Annotated in this window: 2 protein-coding genes and 1 pseudogene; 1 reads left to right on the top strand and 2 read right to left on the bottom strand. The window is 56.9% G+C overall.

The genetic code is table 11. The features are described 5' to 3' along the window. Both YU3_RS0133565 and YU3_RS0133560 read right to left on the bottom strand, forming a co-directional pair. Nucleotides 1-947: 3-hydroxyacyl-CoA dehydrogenase NAD-binding domain-containing protein (locus tag YU3_RS0133565; RefSeq protein ID WP_027170256.1), on the bottom strand; the 947-nt coding region annotated here is incomplete at its 3' end. A 491-nt stretch (nt 948-1438) separates the two neighbouring features. Next, on the bottom strand, nt 1439-7222 hold the full coding sequence (locus YU3_RS0133560; protein ID WP_198021767.1) for a type I polyketide synthase: 5784 nt from the start codon (nt 7220-7222) through the stop codon (nt 1439-1441). 217 nt (nt 7223-7439) lie between these two features. Between YU3_RS0133560 and YU3_RS38240 the strand changes: the two are divergent. Next, nucleotides 7440-7912 (top strand): annotated as a pseudogene (locus tag YU3_RS38240) (tyrosine-type recombinase/integrase); the annotation flags it as partial.

Below are 7912 nucleotides of genomic sequence, written 5' to 3'. Positions count from 1 at the left end.
GCTTCCCGCAACTTCAACAATCCAATGATCGTCTCATTGCGTTCTTCGATCATCTGAGGAATCGTCCTGCCGCCAAGCACTTCTTCAGCTTGACGCATAATGAGATCGCGCAGCTCCGGCGTCCAGTCAGGTAGAGGACGCTCGGTAACGAATGGTGCCCGCCACTCTGAATCTGGCCTTGCATAACCATCCATGAAAGACCCCAAGCCGCGCTCACCTGATGCTAAATGGAACGTTGCGAATGGCCCCATACATGCCCATCGCAGCCCGAGCCCGTGAGTCAAGCAGTCATCAATCTGGGCAACAGTCGCTTGTTCTGCCGCGATCATATGGATCGCTTCACGGAACAAGGCAATTTGAAGCCTGTTGATCATGAACCCGTAGATCTCTTTCTCCATACGGAGAACGCGCTTTCCAGCTGCTTCGTAGAAGGCAGTGGCCCAGTCTAAGACAGCCTTATCCGTTTTTTCGCCACCTACGATCTCGATAAGCGGAATTAGGTACGGCGGATTAACAGGATGTGCCACCACGGTGCGTTCAGGATATTTGCAGCGCCTTTGAATTTCGGTCATTGGAAAGGCGGAAGTGCTTGAGCCGATAACGATTTCTGGCGGGACTAGCTCGTCGATTTTTTCATAGATGCGCACCTTCAGTTCGAGATCTTCAGGTACGCTTTCCTGCACAAACTCAGCACCGGTAACCGCCTCTTCGATGTCTGTGGTGAAGCGCAGACGCTCCCGCGACGCACCAGGTCGAAGGCCGATCTTCTCCAGTACTGGCCAAGCTTGGTCTAGCAGGCGTTCGAGGAAACCGTCGGCCTCCTTACGTGGGTTTTGTGCTATGACGTCATATCCGCTGGCAAGAAACTGAGCGACCATCCCACCGCCGATGGTACCCGTACCTATGCAAGCTACGCGCTTAACGTTTTTTGGGTCAGGCCGTGTCATCGAGTATTCCTCCTTGTGAATCCAGCTGGCATTCCCAGTATGTCGCAGATCTTAGTGAATTTGTTCACGCTTGACGGACGGAGCTCCATATCCTGTCATGTGCATGGGGACTCGGCCGACCGTAACGGCCTCACATAGTCCGCAGCCGATACAAGCCCCGAGGAGACGACCTCCGCGACAGAGGTCGCAGTTCGTCCGCTTTCAGGGAGGAGGGTTTCGTTTCGCGGTTTATCGCCAGACCTATTCGCGAACACGTGGCCGACCTGCTGCATCACCAGGCCGGCCACCAGCGAGCCGGTCCTCACCGGCGGCGAGTCCTGCCTCGCGCCGCAAGTCCTCGGCGCTGTCCGTTCTCTCGCAGGTGAACTCAGGCTCTTCGCGGCCGAAGGCCGTACGTCGCAATCTTGCCTCGGGCTAGAGCAACCGCACGCATCGTCCTCCCGGATGTGGGGGACAGCGCCGCAGGGGTATGATCCTCCAGCTCTTCGCGGTCATTGTGACTGGTGACCGTTATTTCTGGAAATTCGGTCATAAAGGTCGCGGAACGTAGCTGCCTCAATTATCTCACTCAATTGCGGCGACCTCCAGCGATCGCTGTTCGTCAAATAAGATTGGAGTTCTGCTGCGGTAAGGCTGTCTCCCCCGACATCAAAGAAGTTATCTTCCCAGCTTATATCTTTGGCCCCGATAAGAATCTTCACTTCATCAAGAAACATGCGCCTCGTATCTTCGTTAGACAACATGTTGTCCTTTCCTATTTCGACTTCTTCTTCTCTTCGCAGAGAGCTTTCCTCTTGTTCTGGTCGCTCGTCTGGCGTCGTGAGCACTTCCTCCCTTTGGCGTTCTCGCTGCTCGGGTTGCCGCGGAAGTGTCGGGCCCGCAGGCTGATCGTCCGGCCAGCAACGGTGACCGTCAAACGAGTAAGTCGGAAGGGGAATACGTCGGCGAATACCAGATGGCTCCAATTGATCACTGGCTCGCTTCCAGTCTACCGCAACACCCAGGGCCCAGAGATCCCCGAGGCATTCCAGAAGGACATGTCGGTCGGTGAAATCCTTGTCATTCCTGTCGCGCGCGGCTGGTATAATCGCCGGAATTCTGTTCTTACGATCCTCTGGACTGATCACTTCACGTGCAAAGCGTCCCAGACTGCACGATGGCCCAAGCTCAACGAGGGCAGTTGCACCGGCCGCTATGGTGGCTGCGAGAGAGCGATCGAATCGGATCGTCCCGATTGCTTGCCTACTCCAGTAGGTCTCTGCCAAGGGCACTTTCGCCCGGTGCAGATATCCTCCTGAATTCAGAGCAATGGCCAAATCTGGAACTCGCTTCTCGATAGTGCGGACTTGCGCATCGATGATATCAGCAGCCGGTTTCATCAGCGGAGAATGGCTGGGGATGCCAGCTGTGTTAAGGGCATGGTTGGGAATCTCTGCTTGTTCGAACTCCTGCTGAAGCCGTTCAAGCAGTTCCCGTTTACCAGTGAACACAACACTCGTCTTTGAGTTCACGACGCCGACGCTGATCTCGCCAGCTTCAGCTCGATCTCGCCAAACGTCCTTCTTAAGGATGTGCTCAGCCTCGTCCGGGCTGCATTTGGCCGCAAGCATAGCACCGTCGACACCAAGATTCGCCATCGCGCGACTACGAACGACCATTAGCCCTATAGCATCTTCCAGTTTCAGAATGCCCGCCAAGGTCGCCACGACGTATTCGCTCATGCTGTGTCCAACAAGATAATTGGGACGCACGCCACATGCTTGTAGCAAACCTGCCATGGCATACTGCACGGAGAAGACCATGACGTTTATTTCTTCAAAGGAAGCGGTCGCGTATGCATCGTTTTCCCCGAACACGAGTAACTCCAGATCACGATCGAGGACCTGGCGACTGGTGGCGGCACAAGTCAAGAACGTCGCACGAAAATCCGGCACGTGATCGAATAGGTCCTTGAACATCCCTACGTGCTGGACTCCGCCGCCCGGCAGCATGAACGCAATCGAAGGCGAGGAAAGAATTCGATCAGCCGCGCGATCGGCCTCTTCTTCCAATCTCTTGATGGCCATATCCAAGTTGCGCGCCACAACGACGGCTCGATGGTCGAACTGGCATCTCGCCACGCGCAGCGTGTGAGCGACGTCACCAAGATCGATATCGCGGTGACGGCGCAGGAACGCGGCTAGACTCCGGCAGGCCCGGCTTAACGCCGAAGCGGTCTTTGCAGATAGGCAAAGGGCATGAGACCCCCGTGCGATCGATCCGGGCCAAGCTCGCGCATTTTCGCTGGCCCATTCCTGCAGAACGACATGGCAGTTGGTTCCGCCCATACCGAGCCCTGTGACTCCGGCTGTTCGCGAGCGTCCCGGCGGGCGGGGCCAAGGTCTAAGCTTCTCATTGACAAAGAAGGGCGTGTCTTCCAGACCGAGATCTTCGTTCAGCCGGTTGATATTGATGGTCGCGGGGATTACTCCGTGCTGAAGGGTGAGAACTGTCTTGATAAAGCCCGCCACCCCTGAGGCGATGTTTGCATGGCCGATGTTCGGTTTAATTGACCCAAGCGCACAGGCGTTGCCCGTTTTCGCCTGCCCCGCGAAGACCTCTGCCAGAGCGCGGACCTCGATCGGGTCGCCGACCTTGGTGCCGGTCCCATGAGTTTCGATGTATTCCACATCTTCAGGACCAAGGGCCGCGGAGGCAAGTGCTTGGCGCACAACTTCGGCCTGGCCTCGTGCGCTAGGCGCCGAGAAGGACGATTTGGCGCGGCCATCGTTGTTAATGGCACATCCTTTTACCACCGCGTGGATCGGGTCGTTCGCTTGAAGCGCGTCCTCAAGGCGCTTGAGAACGACAACCCCTACCCCATCACCGAGCACCGTGCCACTGGCATCGGCATCAAAGGCTCGGCACACACCGTCCGAAGAATTGATATAGTCCTTGACAAACTGATACCCCGCCTGAGGGAAGGTGATACTCGAGCCTCCTGCCAAAGCCATGTCGCAATAGCCGGCCGTGAGCGACTGAGCGGCGACCGCGATCGCCACTAACCCAGTTGAGCATGAAGTTTGCACCGCAATGCTTGGGCCGTTAAGGTTCAGCATGTAGGAAACGCGCGAGGCAAGGTAGTCTTTCTCGTTGCCGAGCTCTGTCAGGAAAGCGAGTGGCGCGTTGGTGGGATCGCTGACGCCGCCCTTCAGATGGTGCAGTAGATAGAGTGGGGAAGACGAACCTGCGAACACTCCAGTCTGGCCTTCATGCTGGGTTGGTGCATATCCAGCCGACTCGAGTGCCTTCCAGCAGCATTCGAGAAACAGGCGATGCTGCGGGTCCATTAACGTTGCCTCACGCCTCGAAAGGTTCCAGAAATCTGGATCGAAAAGGTCCACGTCGTTGAGATGGGCGCCCACGCGGACATAATCGGGGCGCTTCAGGACAGCCTCCGGAATGCCCCGGGCCATGAGTTCCTGCGTGGAGAGCGAGGTGATCGAGCACACCCCGCGACAGAGGTTTTCCCAGAGCACGTCCACCGTGTCCGCGCCAGGAAAACGCGCGGCCATGCCAATCACGGCAATGTCCATACTGGGGCTGATTCGACGGCCCAGCGCCTTCACATGCGGCCTACTCGGCAAGACTGGCGGTGTTTTGGGGAGCTTGGCGCTTTGAGGACGTCCCTGCTCGCCAATGCGCTTGCGGAGAAGAGCCGCGAGTTCGTTAAAGGTTGGATTGAGGAAGACCTCCACCACCCGGAGCTCCACCTTCAGACACTTGCGAAGTTGCGTGCAGAGACGGGCAGCCAGAAGGGAGTGTCCGCCGCAGTCGAAAAAGTTATCGTCCGGATCTGCAGCTTCGGCTTGGAGGAGGTCTCGCCAAGCTGCGCGAAGCGCCGGCTCGACCTCGTCGGCACCGGTCACAGGAGCGCACCCCTCTTGAGTGAGCCCGCGAAGGCGCGACCGATCAAGTTTCCCATTGGCCGCAACGGGCAATTCCCTTACCGCCACGAAATGCGCGGGTATCGCATAATGCGGTAACTCGGACTTCAAATGCGCTCGCAAAGGAGCCTCCCAGCCTTTGCAGCCATCGTGCAGGACTACAAAGGCGACCAATCGGTCCGGCTGGCCTGTCGTCGGATCGAGCTCAGGCAATACGGAAGCGGAGCGGACCCCGGAGTAGCGACGCAAGGCAGCTTCTACAGACCCGGGGACGACGCTGTAACCTCGGATCTTCACCATGAAAGCGCAGCGCCCGATAATTTCCAAGTGGCCACTTGGCAGCATACGGCCAAGATCGCCAGTGCGGAACATCGTGCCTTCAGCGCGGAATGGGTCGGGAAGGAACCTTTCGCGTGTCATCTCCGGGCTATCGAGATAGCCATGAGCCAAGACATCGCCGCCGACGAAGACCTCGCCCGAGAAGCCCAGTGGGACGGGATCGCGTTGCTCCCCGAGGATATAGACACTGACATTGTACTGAGGCGGCCCCACCGGCGCGACCCTGTGTATTGTCGCAGGATCGATCTCGCTCAAGTCGATATGCGCGACATCACATGCCTCCGCTGCACCGTAGTAATTGATGATTCTCACGTGCGGCAGCGCATCCCTCACACGCGCAAGCAATGCTGCCGTTAGTACCTCGCCTGATAGGTAGATAAATCGGAGATCCGAAAGGCGGGAAGGGACGTCGAGGAAGCCACTGCTGAGAAGCACATCCAACAATGAGGGGGTTAGCAATATTCTGGTAATTCGATTTCGTTCTAGGTAGTCGACCAGCTGCTGCGGATCGTAGATAACGTCATCAGGGATCAGATAGGCTGGAAACCCGGCGAGGATCGGCCGCATGATCGCCCCGAAGAGATTGACCGCTTCACGCTCATCAGATGCATATGGCAGCGCGCGATAGCGCCACTGGTACGAGGCTACAGCGCTTCGATGAGGACAGACGATGCCTTTTGGTTCACCAGTCGTGCCAGACGAAAATGCAATCTCGGCCGGCGCATCGAGGTCCGCCATTGGAGGATCAACCGGACCGGCCTTGCCGAGTTGCGCTTCCCAATCTTCGTCGAGTGACACCGCGATACCAGACCAATCAGGCGGAAGCTTAGCTGCGAAGCGGTTGTTGGTGACAACAATTTCAACACATGCTTTCTCAAGTATTCTCTTTACCGCAGCGACGGGCAGTGCTTTGTCAAGCACGACGTAGGCAGCCCCTGTCTTAAGAATACCGAACAAAGCGACGACGTATTCAGGTGAAGTATCCATTAGGATACCCACGCGGGAACCTCGGCTCTGACCATGCACGAGGAGGTGCCCCGACAGAATGTCGCTCAGGTCGTCGAGTTCACGATATGTGATGGTCGCAACCTCAGAAACGATCGCAGGACTGTCGGGGGTGAGAGCCGCTTGTCTGCGGAATTGCTCATGCAGCGTTAGGCTATTGTAAGGGAGGGCTTCACCATGTTGGATGGAAGCTGGAAGTTGTACCTTCACCTCGCCAACCTCGCGCAGGAGACTAGACACCACCTCCTCCGTCATGGAATGAGTGAAAAAGTGATCGCCATCAAACATAATCCGAGCGAAACGAGAGGTCGTAAGCCGATGCCATCCCTCTAGGTCATTGGCACTGAATTCGTCCTTAACTCCGCCCATTGCGGTGATTGCCGCCTTGAGAGGCGTTGGCAGGTTTCGGTCGTAAGTCTCCACAAGTTCGAAGTCGGCCCGCAAGGGCGGCAAAATAAAATCCAGTAGCAATTTCTCGTTTGCAAGCGCCTTCTTGGGGACTATGCCAAGGGTACGAACCACATCGGCTAACTTATCATCCGCGTATTTATACATCGGCGGCTGTTCCGGGGGCAGGTCGGCCGACGGGTGAGCAGACACGACAACATGGAAGGGAGATGGCCGACCGGCCTTCTCCAGACAGCGGGCAATCTCGTAGGCCACGAGGGCACCTGCGCTATGACCGAAGAAAACGAAAGGCCTGTCGCTATATGCCTGGAGCGCCTCGATGACCATGGGTACCAGTATGTCCATGCTGCGAATGGCGGTCTCCGCTGATCGTTTGCCGCGCCCGGGAAGATCCAGGCAAATAAGCTCAACGTCGTCGGGGAGATAGTCCGGCCAGTTACGGAAGGACTGGACGCTACCTCCGCCATGAGGGAAGCAAATTAGTCGATACGACGGCTCAAGTGAACTCTTTACGATACTAAGTAGCGATTTGGCTTTACCAGAACTTTGTTCCATTTCTAAAATTTCTCCGCAGATCTCGCATGATTCATTGGTCACACCCATATCCCCATTTGACAATTACAAGAAGTAAATGTTTGTTAAAAATCGCTTAGCTTAATTCAAATAGTTATATTACGATAAATTCATACAAGGACCTTGTTTTATCAATTCAATGTCTGATAATTTTAGGTTTGACGGGAGCGCCCCCCTTATCGAAACGCGGGCTCCCGCTGACGCGGCTCTTTGCCGAAGACGACGAAACCCACCGACGTGACTCTCGAGTGTTTTGTGAGATGACTTGCTTTGGCTCAGTGACCAGGCAGTGCCGAGCCTGAAGACGCGCACGGCGCTGACGACCGCCTATGCAGCGGGTCTTCGCGCCTCGGAGACCGTCGGGCTGAAGGTCGGCGATATAGACAGCGGCCGCGGCGTCATNCNNGTNNNNCACGGCAAGGGCGGCAAGGACCGCACTGTGATGCTGTCGGCGCAGCTTCTNCGNATCCTGCGGGTCTACTGGCGNCTGGCGAAGCCGCAGGGCTGGCTGTTTCCCGGCCGCGACCCCAATCGTCCCATCGACGTGCAGGTGCTGTATTCGGCCTGCCGCTCGGCGCGCGCCGCCGCCGGCATCGACAAGCGGGTGACGGTGCATACGCTCAGGCACTCCTTCGCCACGCATCTGCTCGAGAACGGCACCGATATCCGCATCATCCAGGTGCTGCTTGGCCACAACAATCTTTCCTCGACGGC

The organism is Mesorhizobium sp. WSM3224 (genome assembly GCF_000427725.1).
In the GTDB taxonomy this organism is placed as follows: Bacteria; Pseudomonadota; Alphaproteobacteria; order Rhizobiales; family Rhizobiaceae; genus Mesorhizobium.
Note: the sequence above shows the minus strand (reverse complement) of the source record. Positions and strands in the feature narration are given on the sequence as shown.